Origin of the sequence: Mycobacterium sp., assembly GCF_965229105.1 — a bacterium.
Lineage (GTDB): Bacteria > Actinomycetota > Actinomycetes > Mycobacteriales > Mycobacteriaceae > Mycobacterium.
Window position 1 is genome coordinate 6169714 of the sequence record NZ_OZ245858.1, and the last position, 14456, is coordinate 6184169.

Consider the following 14456-nt stretch of genomic DNA (forward strand, 5'->3'; position numbering starts at 1 on the left):
ATGGTCGCCCCATGGCCACGAAGACCTTTTTCATCACCGGAGTCAGCAGCGGGCTCGGACGTGCGATAGCGGCAGGCGCACTGGCCGCAGGGCACACTGTCGTCGGCACCGTGCGCAACGCGGACGACGTCGCACCGTTCGAGGCCCTCACCCCCGGGCGCGCTCACGGCCGGTTGCTCGATGTGACCGATGACCAGTCGGTGTTCCGCTGCGTCACAGACATCGAGCAATCAGTCGGCCCGGTCGATGTCGTAATCGCCAATGCCGGTTACGGATTGGAAGGGGTCTTCGAGGAGACGTCCCTGTCCCAGCTACGCGCTCAGTTCGACACGAATGTCTTCGGCGCCGCAGCCACCGTTCAGGCGGTGTTGCCGTATATGCGCAAACGTCGGCGCGGCCACATCATGGCGGTCACCTCGATGGGTGGGCTGATGACCGTGCCGGGACTGTCCGGGTACTGCGCCAGTAAGTACGCGCTGGAAGGCTTGCTGGAGAGCATCGGCAAGGAGGTCGCCTCGTTCGGTATCCACGTGACAGCCATCGAGCCCGGCTCTTTCCGGACCGATTGGGCGGGCCGCTCGATGGTCCGCGCCGAGCACACCATCGCCGATTACGACGCGGTGTTCGCGCCGATCCGTCAGGCGCGCCTGGCCGCGAGTGGTAATCAGCTCGGCGATCCGGCAAAAGCGGCCGCGGCGGTGTTGCAGATCGTCGACGCCGTCGATCCGCCCAAGCATCTGCTCCTGGGCTCCGATGCCCTGCGCCTGGTCGCCGCGGGCCGTCAAGCAGTCGACGCGGATATCGTCGAGTGGGAATCCCTCTCGCGCAGTACCGACTTCGCTGACGGACACCAGATCGCCGCCAGTTGACCCGCCGACGAACAGCCGCGCCACGCAAGGGAGACCTGCGTGAGTCGGCCATCCTCGACGCCGCCGAGCGGCTGCTGAGCTCACCCGGTTACGACGCCATGACGATTGCGGATATCGCCGAAGCCGCGGGCATCACCCGCGGCGCGCTGTACTTCTACTTCGGCTCCAAACAGGAGGTCATCACCGAACTGTTCGCGCGGACAGTCGTCGTGCTACACGAAAAGTCCCGTGCCGCAGCGAAAGACGCAGCGAGCGGACCGCAGGCCATCGAGACCGCGATGCTGCGCACCGAGGCGTTGTGGCGCGAGCACGGTGTGGTCATGCGGACCGCCATCGACCTCGCGGCCACCATTCCCGAGCTCGACAGGCTGTGGAGTGACACCGCGGACATCTTCATCGAGGCGATCACCGCGGTCCTGGAACACATGGGCGTCCCGGCCGGCCAAGGCCCAAACGAATCGTCGGCGATCGCCAAGGCGCTGTGCTGGATGATCGAACGGAATTTCTACCAGGCCTCACGGGTATCGGCCGCCGAACTGACCCGGGCCCGTGAGACCTGCACCGCGATCTGGCGGCGAGCTGCCCGTACCGACTGATCCGGCAGGGCCGGATGCGACGATGCTTGCATGGCACAGACATCCAACCCGGTGGCGCGGGTCGCGCCGCTGCCAACCCCGTGGAGCGATGAGGACGCTGCGGGGATCGCACGGTGGGGTCACCCCGATCGGACCTACGAGCCCCTGCTGCTGGTGCGCTGCCTGCAACGGCACCCGAAGCTGGCGAATCGGCTTCGCGCACTGGGTGAATCGCTATATACCGAGGCGAAACTGCCGCCGCGGTTACGCACCATCGCGATTCTGCGGATCTGCGCGCTGGTGGGCTGTGCCTACGAGTGGGGCGGCCAGGCGGCGTTCTGGGGTCCGATCGCCGGCGTCAGTGACGACGAATGCGACGCACTGGTCACCGGTGACGACCCCGGCTGGGGCGCCTCGGAACGCACACTGATCGCTGCGGTCGACGAGGTAGAACGCACCGCAAGCCTGGCCGAGCCCACCTGGACTGCATTGGGCGAGCACCTCGATGACGAGCAGCGGATGGAACTGCTGATCGCCGTCGGTTGGTATCGGACCATCTGCACGCTGTGTAACGGGCTCGCACTGCCGGTGGAGGGCTGGATGCGATCCTGGCCCGAGTCAGCGCTTTAAGGCGGGATGCTGTTTTGCCAACAGCGGCAGCAGGATTCGCCGCGGCATGAGCTCGAACAGATGGGCGCTGATACGACTCGGGAGACCGGGAATGACGCTGCCCCGGTCGTTGTCGAGCGCGTCGACGCCCGCCTTGGCGACCGCACGCGAGGGCATCCACATGAATTTCGGAAACGCTGCGGCGAACGTCTTCTCGTCCATACCCGCCGATTGCAGAAACTCGGTGCGCACCGGCCCGGGGTGCAGCGTCGCGGCGGTCACGCCGGTGCCCGCGAGTTCACCGCGCAGTCCGTCGGTGTAGTTGCGCACGAACGCCTTGGTGGCCGCGTAGCCGGCCTGACCGGGGAAAGGCTGGAAGCCGGCGGTAGAGCCGACATTGAGGATCGCCCCGCGTCCGCGTGGCACCATCTGCTGCACCGCACGCGTCGTCAGATCGATGACGGCCTCCACGTTGACCCGCACCTGCGCGATCTCGTCGTCGACGGGTGAGTCGGCGACCGCGCCCATGGTGCCGATTCCGGCGTTGTTGACCAGGATGTCGACGGTCAGGCCGCGACGACCGACCTCGTCGAACAGGTCGGCACGCGCGGCGGGGTCGGCGACATCACAGGCGATGACCTCGACCCGGACCGGGCCGCCGATCTCAGTGGCCAGCTCGGCCAGCTTGTCGGCGCGACGGGCGACCAACGTGACGCCGTACCCGCGCGATGCCAGTTCGCGCGCGATATCGGCGCCGATCCCCGATGATGCACCGGTCACGATGGCCGTCGAGGTCGCTGAGGGCGGTGGGAGAGCCATCGCTTGAACGTACCTCGCCCGCCGAGGTCTAACCTCGACCCCATGAGCGTGAAGGTGGATCTGGAGCACCTCGCAGACGCACTGGCCGATTTCGCGTTCGCCTACCTGGTGACGGTCAGCGACGACTATCGCGCGCGCACCGTTGCGGTGCACCCGGTGCTGCGCGACGGCGTCCTCGACGTCGGGCCGGTCGGCGGGGGTACGCGCAAGAACCTGGCCGGCCATGACGGCGTCACGCTGCTGTGGCCGCCACGCGAACCTGGCGGGTACACCCTGATCGTCGACGGGCACGGTCTACCCAGCGCCGACGACGCGCCGCTGCAGATCGCCCCGAGCCACGCCGTTCTGCACCGACCCGCCACGCCGAACTCCCCGCCGTCGGCGACCGGCTGCGGCGACGACTGCGTCCCGTTGGCCTGAGCCGAACTTCTCGCGTGGCGGGTCCGCTGACCCGGTCTTACGATCGCAGCGATGACGCAATCCACGTACCGCATCGATCCGGTCACGGATCTTCCTTTCGCGCGGGAATTCATGGCGGCACCGGTGGGGCTCCACAGCCCGGGCCTGCAACGCGTGCTGAATGTGCTGCGGGGTGAACCGCTGGCCGGCAAATATGTGCTGGTCGAAATCACCCCACACCGGCGATGGCAGCTGGCCCGTTTGACCGGTGTGCGCGGCACGCCAGTTCCTCTGTTGGACACCGTTTTCGACGACCTGTTGACGGCGGAGCGGACCGTGTTCACACTGCGCTGGAAAGAACATGTCGGCGCCGACCTCGTCCTCGATGACGCACCATGCTGACGCTCACCGGGTACAGCGACCTGCTCTACTGTCGCCCCGGCGATACGGTCGACTTCAAGGTCAATTGCTCGGCCGCCCCGCAGTATCGTGCCGATATCGTCCAAATCATCTGCGGCGACACCAATCCCGAGGGCCCTGGCGTCAAGGAGATCGTCGTCGACACCCCGGCCAACGGCGTTTACCCGGGGCGAGCGCAGGACATCAAGGCCGGCTCGTATGTGGCGGTACCGGACGCGCCGGCGTTGCAGGTGACGAGCTTCGCGCTGGCGACCTACATCTGGCCGACCACACCGGACAAGGGCGAACAGGGCCTGATCACCAAGTGGTCGGGCTCGACGGGTTTCGCGTTAATTGTCGACACCTCGGGCAGTGTGGCCCTGAAACTCGCTGACGGCGAACAGGTTTGCGTCATCTCTGTCGGAACACCGATGCAGGCCCGGCGCTGGTACCGCGTCGGCGCCAGTTTCGACGCCGCCGCAGGCACCGCGACGGTGTTCCAGCTCCCGCTGGAACCGGTGCCGGGGATCGATGACGCAGGCACTGTCGAGGCCCCTGTCCAGTGTCAGCCGGGGCAGACCTCGGCGCCGTTGCTCATCGCGGCGTTCGCCGGCCCTTCGGCGGTGTTCAACGGCAAGATCGACAGCCCGCGGATCTGGCGGGATCCCGGCGCCGGTGACCTGGTCGGCGCCTGGGATTTCAGCGCGGAGATGTCGTCGCAGACCGCCCTCGACACGTCGGCCAACCAGTTGCACGGCGCGATCGTGAACTTCCCAGCCCGGGCGATGACCGGCTGGAACTGGACCGGCGAGCAGATGGATTTCAAACAGGACCCCTCCCAGTGGGGCGCACTGCATTTCCACGACGACGATATCTACGACGCGGGCTGGGACACCGATTTCACACTCACCATTCCCCCGACGATGACCAGTGGGCTGTATGCCGCGCGACTGCGCTGCTGCGGCGCCGCAGAACATGAGGAGTACATCCCGTTCACCGTCGGCCCCACCCCCGGCAACGAGCAGCGAGTCGCACTGATCCTGCCGACGGCGAGCTATCAGGCCTACGGCAACGATCATCTGGGCACCGACGGCGGCAACGGCGAGCTGCTCAACAACATCCTCAATGTGCTGACACCGCCCGATCTGTTCCTCAATGAGCACTGGGAGTACGGCGGTTCGCTCTATGACGAGCACTCCGACGGCAGCGGCATCTGTTACTCGTCGCGGCTGCGGCCGCTGCTGCAGATGCGACCAAAGGTGCAATGCCTACTCGGCGGGTTCGGTGGGTCCAAGCTGTGGCAATTCAACGCCGACACCCACATCGTAGACTGGTTGCACGCCAAGGGTTTCGGGGTCGACATCTATACCGACGAGGAACTGCACCACGTCGGCTATCCGCTGCTGGAGCCGTATGCGGTGGTGCTGACCGGGTCGCACCCCGAGTACACCTCCACCGAGATGTGGGATGCCGTGCACACCTACACCCATCGCGGTGGTCGGCTGATGTACCTCGGCGGCGACGGCTTCTACTGGCGGATCGCCTATCACCGCGTCCATCCCGGCATCATCGAACTGCGTCGCGCCGAGACCGGCGTGCGGGCCTGGGCGGCGAATCCCGGTGAGTACTACCAGGACTTCGACGGCCGCTACGGGGGGCTGTGGCTGCGACAGGGGCGTGCGCCGCAGAAACTCCTCGGCGTCGGATTCTCCTGCCAAGGGTTCGACGTGTCGTCGTACTACCGGCGCCAACCAGACAGCTTCGCCCCGGAGATGGCATTCGTCTTCGACGGAGTGGGCGACGACGAATTGATCGGGGATTTCGGATTGATCGGCGGCGGTGCCGCAGGACTCGAACTGGACCGCTCCGGTGCGGATCTCGGGACGCCACCCAACGCCTACCTCCTGGCCTCCTCCGAGCGGCACACCAATGCCTACTATCTGGTGCCCGAGGAATTTCTGGAAACCGGTCCGGCCCTCGGGGCTGACGAAAACCCCAATGCGCGAGCCGATCTGGTGTTCTTCGAGACACCGGAGGCCGGCGCGGTGTTCTCGGTCGGCTCGATCGCCTGGGCGGGCAGTCTGTCGCCGAACAATTACGACAACAACGTCTCTCGGATCACCGAGAACGTGCTTCGCCGGTTCCTCGACCTCAGCCCGTTCACCTGAGCCGCGACTCGAGCGTCAGCCTAAGTCAACACTCGGCGGCGAGCGTGAGCCTAAGTCAACACCCGGCCAGGCCGGCCGGCGACAAGCACGAAAAAGCCCGGCCCCGCTGATGCGGGACCGGGCTTCTTTCGCGTGAGTAGGACTTAGAAGTCCATACCGCCCATGCCACCGGTCGGGTCGCCCGCGGGAGCGGACGCCTTCTCCGGCTTGTCGGCAACGACGGCCTCGGTGGTGAGGAACAGCGCCGCGATCGAGGCTGCGTTCTGCAGCGCCGAGCGGGTGACCTTGACCGGGTCGGCGACGCCGGCCTTGAGCAGGTCCTCGTACACGCCGGTTGCAGCGTTCAGGCCGTGGCCGGCGGGAAGGTTCGAGACCTTCTCGGCGACGACGCCCGGCTCCAGGCCAGCGTTGAAGGCGATCTGCTTCAGCGGAGCCGACAGCGCCACGCGGACGATGTTGGCACCGGTGGCCTCGTCACCCTCGAGCGTGAGCTCCTCGAGAGCAGGAGCCGCCTGCAGCAGAGCCACGCCGCCACCGGCGACGATGCCCTCTTCGACAGCAGCCTTGGCGTTGCGGACCGCGTCTTCGATGCGGTGCTTGCGCTCCTTGAGCTCCACCTCGGTGGCAGCTCCGGCCTTGATCACCGCAACACCGCCGGCCAGCTTGGCCAGGCGCTCCTGCAGCTTCTCACGGTCGTAATCGGAGTCGCTGTTCTCGATCTCGGCGCGGATCTGGGCGACACGGCCCTGGATCGCGTCGGCATCGCCGGCACCTTCGATGACAGTGGTCTCGTCCTTGGTCACGACGATCTTGCGCGCCTGACCAAGCAGCGTGATGTCAGCGGTCTCCAGGGAGAGGCCGACCTCTTCGCTGACGACCTGGCCACCGGTGAGGATGGCGATGTCCTGCAGCATGGCCTTGCGGCGGTCACCGAAGCCGGGGGCCTTGACGGCGACCGACTTGAAGGTGCCACGGATCTTGTTGACCACCAGGGTGGAAAGGGCTTCGCCCTCGACATCCTCGGCGATGATCAGCAACGGCTTGCCGGACTGGATGACCTTCTCCAGCAGCGGCAGCAGGTCCTTGACCGTCGAAACCTTCGACGAGACGAGCAGGATGTACGGATCCTCGAGGATCGCTTCCTGGCGCTCGGCGTCGGTGACGAAGTAACCCGAGATGTAGCCCTTGTCGAAGCGCATGCCTTCGGTGAGCTCCAGCTGCAGGCCGAAGGTGTTCGACTCTTCGACGGTGATGACACCCTCGTTGCCGACCTTGTCCATGGCCTCGGCGATCAAATCACCGATGGTCTGGTCGCCAGCCGAGATACCGGCGGTGGCAGCGATCTGCTCCTTGGTATCGATCTCCTTGGCCGATGCGAGCAGGGTCGAGGTGATCTTCTCGACAGCCTTCTCGATACCGCGCTTGAGGCCGAGCGGGTTGGCGCCGGCTGCGACGTTACGCAGGCCTTCGCGAACCAGTGCCTGGGCCAGCACGGTGGCAGTGGTGGTGCCGTCGCCAGCGACGTCGTCCGTCTTCTTGGCAACTTCCTTGACCAGCTCGGCGCCGATCTTCTCGTACGGGTCCTCCAGCTCGATCTCCTTGGCGATGGAAACACCATCGTTGGTGATCGTGGGGGCGCCCCACTTCTTCTCCAGGACGACGTTGCGACCCTTGGGGCCCAACGTCACCTTCACGGCGTCGGCGAGGGCATTGAGGCCCCGCTCGAGGCCGCGACGGGCCTCTTCGTCGTACGCAATTATCTTGGACATTGCGAAGTGATTCCTCCGATTACGGGGTGACACGTTCTTGGGCCGGGCGCAGTGCCCGCGACGGACGACCGCAGTTGTGTACGGACTGTGGTCTCACCGTCCCGACCTAGCACTCACCGATCGCGAGTGCCAACGTCATTTTTAGCACTCGCCCATGGCGAGTGCAAGGTCGCGGTGAACTACGACGGCGGTCGAAGACCGTCCACGATGACGCTCGTCACCCGGTCAGACACGTCGTCGCCGTAATCCTGGCTGGACTTGCAGACCATCAACAGCGCCTTCACCTCAGCCACCCCGACGTCGGCGCGCACGGTGCCGGATGTCTGCGCGGCCACCAGCAGGTCGGCGAGCACACCGAGGAACTCCGCCTCGGCATCCGAGGTCGCCGAGGCGACGTCGATTCCGTAGCTGGCCAGCGCGTCGAACAGGCCGTGGTCGGTTTTGGCCGACCGGACCATCTCGCGCAGGAACGCGAACAGCGCCTCACCGGGCCCCTCAGACGTCACCAACGCGCGTCCGTCGTCGACGATGCGGCGCACCCGGTCGGCGAACACCGCCTCGAAAAGCGCATCTTTGGTGGGGAAATGCCGGTAGACGGTGCCCGCGCCGACGCCGGCCCGACGGGCGATCTCGTCAATGGGGACCGCGAGTCCTTCTGCGGCGAATGTCTCGTAGGCAACCTCGAGGACCCGCGCCCGGTTCCGGAGTGCGTCGGCGCGAAGGGGCCGAACGGGTTGAGACACCTCACGCCTTCCGCATCGCGTTGACAAAACGGGGCGCGCGTTCCGTATAGTCGAATCTATCCGGGGCGCCCGCTCCGTTTTCATTCTAGACAGGACCTTCCATGACTGACTGGACCTCTGCCGACATCCCTGATCAGACCGGCCGTACCGCGGTCATCACCGGCGCCAACACCGGGTTGGGCTTCGAGACCGCCAAAGCACTCGCCGCCAAGGGCGCGCACGTCGTACTGGCCGTCCGCAACCTCGACAAGGGCAAATCCGCCGCCGACCTGATCGCCCGGCGTCACCCCGGGTCCGCAGTGTCGCTGCAGGAACTCGACCTCACGTCGCTGGCATCGGTTCGGGACGCAGCCGAGCAGTTGCGCGCCGACTACGACCAGATCGATCTGCTGATCAATAACGCCGGGGTGATGATGACCCCGAAGTCGACCACCAAGGACGGTTTCGAGCTGCAGTTCGGCACCAACCACCTCGGGCATTTTGCGTTCACCGGCCTGCTGCTGGACCGGCTCATCGCCACCGCGGGCTCGCGTGTGGTGACCGTCAGCAGCATCGGGCACCGCTTCGGCCGCATCCGGTTCGACGACTTGGCCTCCGATCGCAGCTACAACCGGCTGAGCGCCTACGGCCAGTCCAAACTGGCGAATCTGCTGTTCACCCACGAGCTGCAGCGCCGGCTGATCGGCACCGACACCATCGCGGTCGCCGCCCACCCCGGGGGGTCGAGCTCGGAGCTGTCGCGCTACCTACCCGGCATCATCCAGCTGGTCTTCCGCCCACTCGAGCAGGGCACCGATATGGGTGCACTACCCACCCTGCGCGCCGCGATCGACCCGGCCGCGCTGGGCGGGCAGTACTACGGTCCGAGCGGCCTCTTCGAGATGAACGGTTATCCCAAGGTGGTGGCGTCCAGCGACCGCTCGCACGACACCGAGACCCAGCGCCGGCTGTGGGCCGTCTCCGAGCAGCTGACCGGCGTGACCTTCCCGATCCGGGTCACCGCTGACTAGCTTCGATTTATCGTGGTCGCCATGTCATTCGCCGGACCTGGCTATCCACCACCGCGCTACACCGGCGACAGCGGTGAGGTGAGTGCATCACTGCGTCGTGGTGACAGCCCGCCGGACTATTCATCGTGGGGTGTCGACTATCACTACTTGGCGACGCAGCAGTCCACCGACGGCGATTTCGGCCTCTACCGCGTCGACCTCGCCCCGAATGCGGGCGGACCGGGACCGCATTTCCACCGCTCGATGTCTGAATCGTTCTTCGTGCTCTCGGGCCGGATGCGGCTGCACAACGGGCACGATTGGGTCGACGGCGCAGCCGGTGACTACCTCTACGTGCCGCCGGGCGGCATCCACGGCTTCCGCAACGAGGCCGATGAGCCGGCATCGATCCTGATGTTGTTCGCACCCGGCGCTCCGCGGCAGGCGTACTTCGAAGGGTTTCCGGCCCTGGCTGACATGACCGATGACGAGCGGCGCCAGTTCTTCATCGACCACGATAATTTCTACCTCTGATCCGAACACGGCTCAGGGACACGCCGGGTGAAGATGCGCCGACGTAACTCCTTCGCCTAGGCTGCTTTTCGGTCTGGGGCTTTCGATGACGGGCCTAATCTAAAAGCAGGTGAGGAGTCGCGGGTGCGGGCTGATGCAGCGCCCAGCACCCAGGCGTTGCGGAGCTGGCAGCGGCGAGCGCTGGTCAAGTACCTGGCTGCCAAACCGCGGGATTTCCTGGCCGTGGCCACCCCCGGATCCGGCAAAACCACCTTCGCCCTGCGCCTGGCGGCCGAACTGCTCAACGAACGCACCGTCGAGATGGTCACCGTCGTCGTGCCGACCGAGCACCTCAAGGTGCAGTGGGCCGCAGCGGCCGCCGCCAACGGGATCGCACTGGACCCCAAGTTCAGCAACTCCAACGCGCAGACCTCATCGGAGTACCACGGTGTCGTCGTCACCTACGCGCAGGTGGCCAGCCACCCCAGCCGGCACCGCGTCCGCACCGAGAACCACAAGACGTTGGTCATCTTCGACGAGATCCACCACGGCGGTGACGCCAAGAGCTGGGGCGAGGCCATCCGGGAGGCATTCGGCGACGCCACCCGACGGCTGTCGCTGACCGGGACCCCGTTCCGCAGCGATGACAGCCCGATCCCGTTCATCAACTACGCCCCCGGCCCCGACGGGTTGATGCGCAGCCAGGCCGACCACATCTACGGCTACTCCGAAGCGCTCGCCGACGGCGTGGTCCGACCGGTGATGTTCATGGCCTACTCGGGTGAATCCCGATGGCGGGACAGCGCAGGGGAAGAACACGCCGCCCGGTTGGGCGAACCGCTCAACGCCGAGCAGACCGCGCGGGCGTGGCGCACGGTCCTCAACCCGGCCGGTGAGTGGATGCCCGCCGTGATCGCCGCCGCCGACAAACGCCTGCAGCAGAAGCGGCAGCACGTGCCCGACGCCGGCGGCATGATCATCGCCACGGACCAGACAGCGGCCAGGGCGTATGCGCAGCTGCTGCACACCATCACCGGTGAGGCGCCGACGGTGGTGCTCTCCGACGACCCCGGCTCCTCGGACCGGATCACGGCGTTCTCCAAGGGCGACAGCCGGTGGCTGGTCGCGGTCCGCATGGTCTCCGAAGGTGTCGACGTGCCCCGCCTGTCGGTCGGCGTCTACGCCACCAGCGCGTCGACGCCGCTGTTCTTCGCGCAGGCGATCGGCCGCTACGTGCGGTCGCGCCGCCCCGGGGAGACGGCCAGCATCTTCTTGCCGTCGGTACCCAACCTGTTGCTGCTGGCCAGCGAGCTGGAGGCGCAGCGCAACCACATCCTGGGCAAACCGCATCGGGAAACCCAGGGCGACGAGTGGGATGACGAGCTCCTCGCAGACGCTCAGAAGACCAAATCCGAAGGCGATCTCGACAACGGGTTCGAGATGCTGGGCGCCGACGCCGAACTCGATCAGGTCATCTTCGACGGGTCCTCATTCGGGACGGCCACCCCCTCGGGGAGCGACGAGGAGGCCGATTACCTCGGCATACCGGGGCTGCTCGATGCGAGCCAGATGCGGGATCTGCTCGGGCGGCGCCAAACCGCGCAGCTGGAAAAGCGCACCGCCTCGGGTGAACAGGTGCCGAGTTCTACCCACGGTCAATTGCGGGACCTGCGCAAGGAGCTCAACGCGCTGGTCTCGGCCACCCATCACCGGCTCAACAAGCCGCACGGCTGGATCCACAACGAATTGCGCCGAATCTGCGGCGGCCCACCCGTCGCCGCAGCCAACAGCGATCAGCTGCGGGAACGGATCGAAGCGGTCCGAAAGCTGGCCCGCGAAAGCTGACCGTCTGCGAGTATCTGCAGGTGAATCCTGTCCGTTTGGTTATCGCGGCCGTCATGGTGATGGGCACGGTTGTGATGGGCACGCCGATCGCGACAGCCGACGATCCCTGCCCCGATGTCGAGCTGGTCTTCGCCCGCGGTACCGGCGAGCCTCCTGGGCTGGGCCGCGTCGGCGACGCCCTGGCCACTGCCTTGGCGCCGATGCTGGGCGGTCGGAGCTTGGGCACCTACGCGGTGAACTATCCAGCCAGCTACAACTTCCTCTCGACCAGGGACGGCGCCAACGACGCCGCCGCGCGTCTGGCCGATATGGCCAACCGCTGCCCGGGCACCCGGATGGTGCTCGGCGGCTTCTCCCAAGGCGCGTCCGCGGTGTCCATGCTGGCCGGGGTGGCGCCGATCGGGGATCGCATCGGCAGCATCGGTTCGGCACCTCCGCTCCCACCGGTGCTGGCGGGCACCGTCGCTGCGGTCGCGGTGTTCGGGAATCCGGGTGCCAGATTTGGTTCACCGCTATCGAGCACCGGCCAGTTCGCCGGGAGAGCCATCGATGTGTGCAGCGCCGGTGATCCGATCTGCTCCGAGGGCCGCGACCGGTCCGCGCACAGCAACTACGAGCTCCCGCCCTATCCCGGACAGGCAGCGGGTTTCATCGCCGGACGGGTATAGCTGGTTGGTGTGACCGTCATTGCACTCGATACCGCCACCGCAGACACACTGGCCGATCTGTACCGGCAGCTGCACAGCGACCCCGAGCTTTCGCTGCACGAACACCAGACTGCGACCCGCGTCGTAACCGCGCTCGCCGGTACAGGATTGGAGATCACACCCGGTGTCGGCGGCACCGGTGTGGTCGCGGTCCTGCGCAACGGCGACGGCCCGGTGGTGATGCTGCGCGCAGATATGGACGCGCTCCCGGTCGCCGAGGACACCGGTCTGCCGTACGCGAGCACCAAGGTCACCGTCGACGACTCCGGACACCGGCAGCCCGTTGCCCATGCGTGCGGCCACGATATGCACGTCGCCTGCCTGGTCGGGGCGGTGCAGGCGCTGGCGCGGTTGCGCACGCAGTGGGCGGGCACCGTCGTCGCGGTATTTCAGCCGGCCGAGGAGCTGGCCTGCGGTGCTGCGGCGATGATCGACGACGGCATCTTCGACCGGTTCCCGCGTCCGGATATCGTCCTCGGCCAGCATGTCGGGCCGTTACCGGCCGGCGTGATCGGCTACGGGCAGGGACCGATGATGGCGGCCGCCGATTCGGTGCAGGTCACCCTGCACGGCCGAGGTGGGCACGGTTCGCAACCCGAGACCACGATCGACCCCGTCGTGATGGCCGCCGCGGTGGTGCTGCGACTGCAGGGCATCGTCGCCCGCGAGGTGGCGTCGGGCGAACGCGCCGTCGTCACCGTCGGGCGTCTGCAGGCCGGCACCAAGGAGAACATCATCCCGGAGACCGCCGAACTCGGGATCAACATGCGGTCCTATTCGGAGCTGGTGCGTGAGCAGGTCAAGGCCGCGATCGAGCGCATCGTGCGGGCCGAGGCGGCGGCGAGCAACGCCCCGAAACCGCCGGATTTCGACTGGGACATCAGCAGCCCGGTGCTGATCAACGATCCGGCGGCGACGGCAACGACGGTGGCCGCGTTCGAACGGGATTTCGGCGCGGCACGAGTGATGCAGCTGCCCCCGATAGCCGCCAGCGAGGATGTGGGCCTGTTCGGCGACACCCTCGGCGTTCCGACGGTGTTCTGGTTCTGGGGTGGCGTCGATCCCGAGGTCTTCGCCGAAGCGGCTGCCCGGGGACAGTTTCCGACCGGGAATCACTCCCCGCAGTTCGCCCCACAGCTCGAACCGACGCTGACCACCGGCGTGCAGGCGCTGACCACGGCCGCGCTGACCTGGTTGGGCCCGGCCAGCCAATCGTCGGGTTAGAGGCCCAGCAGCTCCGGCAGATCCGCGATCGAGTCGATCACGTTATTGGGCTGCATCGCGAATTCGTCTGCGGCCCAACGGTCCAGCGTGTCTTGGCGGAATTTACCGGTGCGCACCAGCACCCCGGTCATCCCGACCACCTGGGCAGCCAGCACGTCGTTGTTCAGATCGTCTCCGACCATGTACATCTCATCGGTCTCCACCCCGAGGCGCGCGGCCGAGGCCAGAAATCCCTCGGGCGCAGGCTTGCCGACGGCGGTGGCCTTTCGGCCCGAAACTTCTTCCATCCCAAGCAGATACATACCGGTATCGATCCGAAGACCATCGGTGGTCGTCCATGACGTGCTGCGATGCATGGCCACGACCGGCACGCCTTGGGCCATCCAGTCATAGACCCACGACAACGTCACGTGATCGTATTCGGGACCGGCCCCGCCGAGCAGCACCACGTCGGGCGCATCGGGCATCGGCCCGCCTTTGGTGTCCACCGAGGCCAGGATGTCGATGCCAGGCATATCGTCGGCGATGTTGCCGCTGTTCACCAGGAAACAGCGGGCCCCGGGATAGCGGTCGCGGACGAAGTCGGCGGTCAGCACCGCCGCGGTGATCACCTCATCGGGGGTGACGTCCATCCCGGCCTCGGCCAGCAGCCCGGCGATCTGCACGCGGGTCCGCGTGGTGGTATTCGTCAGATACGAGCGGGCGATCTGGTTATCTGCCAACGTCCGTAGCGTCTCTCGAGCCCCGGGTATCGGCTTCCACGAAGTCACCAGGACACCGTCGATGTCGAAAAGCACTCCACCGGTCGCCATGGTGCGACAGTAAACG

Annotated in this window: 15 protein-coding genes; 11 read left to right on the forward strand and 4 right to left on the reverse strand. The window is 66.6% G+C overall.

Annotated features, from left to right (window positions below; all coding sequences use genetic code 11):
- The first annotated feature begins 11 nt into the window (after positions 1–11).
- The 3 genes from ADBZ9O_RS29175 to ADBZ9O_RS29185 are packed head-to-tail and all read left to right on the forward strand — an operon-like array spanning position 12 to position 2074.
- A complete protein-coding gene (locus ADBZ9O_RS29175; protein WP_526526824.1) occupies positions 12–869 on the forward strand; it encodes an SDR family oxidoreductase in 858 nt (285 codons plus the stop codon).
- Positions 866–1465, forward strand: a complete 600-nt coding sequence (locus ADBZ9O_RS29180) for a TetR/AcrR family transcriptional regulator (RefSeq protein ID WP_526526826.1) — start codon at positions 866–868, stop codon at positions 1463–1465. The genes ADBZ9O_RS29175 and ADBZ9O_RS29180 overlap by 4 nt, the downstream gene beginning before the upstream one ends.
- A 51-nt stretch (positions 1466–1516) precedes the next feature.
- Positions 1517–2074: a carboxymuconolactone decarboxylase family protein gene (locus tag ADBZ9O_RS29185; protein ID WP_526533630.1), complete on the forward strand. Its 558-nt coding sequence runs from the start codon at positions 1517–1519 to the stop codon at positions 2072–2074.
- On the opposite strand, the gene ADBZ9O_RS29190 is transcribed toward ADBZ9O_RS29185, so the two are convergent.
- Entirely contained in the window at positions 2063–2872 is an 810-nt protein-coding gene (locus ADBZ9O_RS29190; RefSeq protein WP_526526827.1) for an SDR family NAD(P)-dependent oxidoreductase, read from the reverse strand. The two genes, ADBZ9O_RS29185 and ADBZ9O_RS29190, sit on opposite strands and share 12 nt — an antisense overlap.
- 42 nt (positions 2873–2914) lie before the next feature.
- Between ADBZ9O_RS29190 and ADBZ9O_RS29195 the strand changes: the two genes are divergently transcribed.
- Genes ADBZ9O_RS29195 through ADBZ9O_RS29205 form a run of 3 tightly spaced genes read left to right on the forward strand, consistent with a single transcriptional unit; the run spans position 2915 to position 5838 of the window.
- Positions 2915–3292 carry a pyridoxamine 5'-phosphate oxidase family protein gene (locus ADBZ9O_RS29195; protein WP_526526829.1) on the forward strand — a complete coding sequence of 126 codons (378 nt, stop codon included), beginning with the start codon at positions 2915–2917 and terminating at the stop codon, positions 3290–3292.
- Between the two features lie 51 nt (positions 3293–3343).
- Positions 3344–3673 carry a N,N-dimethylformamidase alpha subunit family protein gene (locus ADBZ9O_RS29200; RefSeq protein WP_526526831.1) on the forward strand — a complete coding sequence of 110 codons (330 nt, stop codon included), beginning with the start codon at positions 3344–3346 and terminating at the stop codon, positions 3671–3673.
- Positions 3667–5838, forward strand: a complete 2172-nt coding sequence (locus ADBZ9O_RS29205; RefSeq protein WP_526526832.1) for a N,N-dimethylformamidase beta subunit family domain-containing protein — start codon at positions 3667–3669, stop codon at positions 5836–5838. The genes ADBZ9O_RS29200 and ADBZ9O_RS29205 overlap by 7 nt, the downstream gene beginning before the upstream one ends.
- Before the next feature lie 143 nt (positions 5839–5981).
- On the opposite strand, the gene groL is transcribed toward ADBZ9O_RS29205, so the two are convergent.
- A complete protein-coding gene (gene groL, locus ADBZ9O_RS29210; protein ID WP_526526833.1) occupies positions 5982–7607 on the reverse strand; it encodes a chaperonin GroEL in 1626 nt (541 codons plus the stop codon).
- A gap of 179 nt (positions 7608–7786) precedes the next feature.
- Positions 7787–8350 carry a TetR/AcrR family transcriptional regulator gene (locus tag ADBZ9O_RS29215; protein WP_526526835.1) on the reverse strand — a complete coding sequence of 188 codons (564 nt, stop codon included), beginning with the start codon at positions 8348–8350 and terminating at the stop codon, positions 7787–7789.
- A 101-nt stretch (positions 8351–8451) separates the two neighbouring features.
- Here ADBZ9O_RS29215 and ADBZ9O_RS29220 point away from each other — a divergent pair, with 101 nt between their 5' ends.
- The 5 genes from ADBZ9O_RS29220 to ADBZ9O_RS29240 all read left to right on the forward strand — a co-directional run bounded on the left by ADBZ9O_RS29220 (position 8452) and on the right by ADBZ9O_RS29240 (position 13628).
- Positions 8452–9360 carry an SDR family oxidoreductase gene (locus ADBZ9O_RS29220; RefSeq protein WP_526526837.1) on the forward strand — a complete coding sequence of 303 codons (909 nt, stop codon included), beginning with the start codon at positions 8452–8454 and terminating at the stop codon, positions 9358–9360.
- A gap of 21 nt (positions 9361–9381) precedes the next feature.
- Complete coding sequence (locus ADBZ9O_RS29225) at positions 9382–9873, forward strand: cupin domain-containing protein (protein ID WP_526526839.1); 492 nt, start codon at positions 9382–9384, stop codon at positions 9871–9873.
- Positions 9874–9996: 123 nt separating this feature from the next.
- Positions 9997–11697, forward strand: a complete 1701-nt coding sequence (locus tag ADBZ9O_RS29230; protein ID WP_526526840.1) for a DEAD/DEAH box helicase — start codon at positions 9997–9999, stop codon at positions 11695–11697.
- A gap of 59 nt (positions 11698–11756) precedes the next feature.
- The gene (locus ADBZ9O_RS29235) at positions 11757–12365 is read left to right on the forward strand and encodes a cutinase family protein (RefSeq protein WP_526533632.1); all 609 of its coding nucleotides are present in this window, start codon (positions 11757–11759) and stop codon (positions 12363–12365) included.
- A gap of 9 nt (positions 12366–12374) precedes the next feature.
- Complete coding sequence (locus ADBZ9O_RS29240) at positions 12375–13628, forward strand: amidohydrolase (RefSeq protein WP_526526842.1); 1254 nt, start codon at positions 12375–12377, stop codon at positions 13626–13628.
- Here ADBZ9O_RS29240 and ADBZ9O_RS29245 read toward each other — a convergent pair.
- On the reverse strand, positions 13625–14440 hold the full coding sequence (locus tag ADBZ9O_RS29245; RefSeq protein ID WP_526526844.1) for an HAD-IIA family hydrolase: 816 nt from the start codon (positions 14438–14440) through the stop codon (positions 13625–13627). The two genes, ADBZ9O_RS29240 and ADBZ9O_RS29245, sit on opposite strands and share 4 nt — an antisense overlap.
- Between the last annotated feature and the right edge of the window lie 16 nt (positions 14441–14456).

Coding starts and splice junctions, on each gene's coding strand:
- ADBZ9O_RS29175 (WP_526526824.1), top strand. CDS start 12: ATGGCCACGAAGACCTTTTTCATCACCGGAGTCAGCAGCGGGCTCGGA.
- ADBZ9O_RS29190 (WP_526526827.1), bottom strand. CDS start 2,872: ATGGCTCTCCCACCGCCCTCAGCGACCTCGACGGCCATCGTGACCGGT.
- ADBZ9O_RS29195 (WP_526526829.1), top strand. CDS start 2,915: ATGAGCGTGAAGGTGGATCTGGAGCACCTCGCAGACGCACTGGCCGAT.
- ADBZ9O_RS29200 (WP_526526831.1), top strand. CDS start 3,344: ATGACGCAATCCACGTACCGCATCGATCCGGTCACGGATCTTCCTTTC.
- ADBZ9O_RS29205 (WP_526526832.1), top strand. CDS start 3,667: ATGCTGACGCTCACCGGGTACAGCGACCTGCTCTACTGTCGCCCCGGC.
- groL (WP_526526833.1), bottom strand. CDS start 7,607: ATGTCCAAGATAATTGCGTACGACGAAGAGGCCCGTCGCGGCCTCGAG.
- ADBZ9O_RS29220 (WP_526526837.1), top strand. CDS start 8,452: ATGACTGACTGGACCTCTGCCGACATCCCTGATCAGACCGGCCGTACC.
- ADBZ9O_RS29225 (WP_526526839.1), top strand. CDS start 9,382: ATGTCATTCGCCGGACCTGGCTATCCACCACCGCGCTACACCGGCGAC.
- ADBZ9O_RS29235 (WP_526533632.1), top strand. CDS start 11,757: ATGGGCACGGTTGTGATGGGCACGCCGATCGCGACAGCCGACGATCCC.
- ADBZ9O_RS29245 (WP_526526844.1), bottom strand. CDS start 14,440: ATGGCGACCGGTGGAGTGCTTTTCGACATCGACGGTGTCCTGGTGACT.